The organism is Natrialba aegyptia DSM 13077, from assembly GCF_000337535.1.
Taxonomy (GTDB): domain Archaea; phylum Halobacteriota; class Halobacteria; order Halobacteriales; family Natrialbaceae; genus Natrialba; species Natrialba aegyptia.
Map to the genome: position 1 here is coordinate 1 of NZ_AOIP01000028.1, position 365 is coordinate 365.

Annotated in this window: 1 rRNA gene; it reads left to right on the forward strand. The window is 59.2% G+C overall.

The features are described from left to right. A 16S ribosomal RNA gene (locus tag C480_RS10465) occupies positions 1–365 on the forward strand; the annotation flags it as partial.

The following is a 365-nucleotide window of genomic DNA, read 5'->3' on the forward strand; positions in this document are numbered from 1 at the left end:
CTTTTCTCGACCGTAGGGAGGTCGAGGAACAAGTGCTGGGCAAGACCGGTGCCAGCCGCCGCGGTAATACCGGCAGCACAAGTGATGACCGCTGTTATTGGGCCTAAAGCGTCCGTAGCTGGCCAGACAAGTTTATCGGGAAATCTGTGCGCCTAACGCACAGGCGTCCGGTGGAAACTGCCTGGCTTGGGACCGGAAGACCTGAGGGGTACGTCTGGGGTAGGAGTGAAATCCCGTAATCCTGGACGGACCACCGGTGGCGAAAGCGCCTCAGGAAGACGGATCCGACGGTGAGGGACGAAAGCTCGGGTCACGAACCGGATTAGATACCCGGGTAGTCCGAGCTGTAAACGATGTCTGCTAGG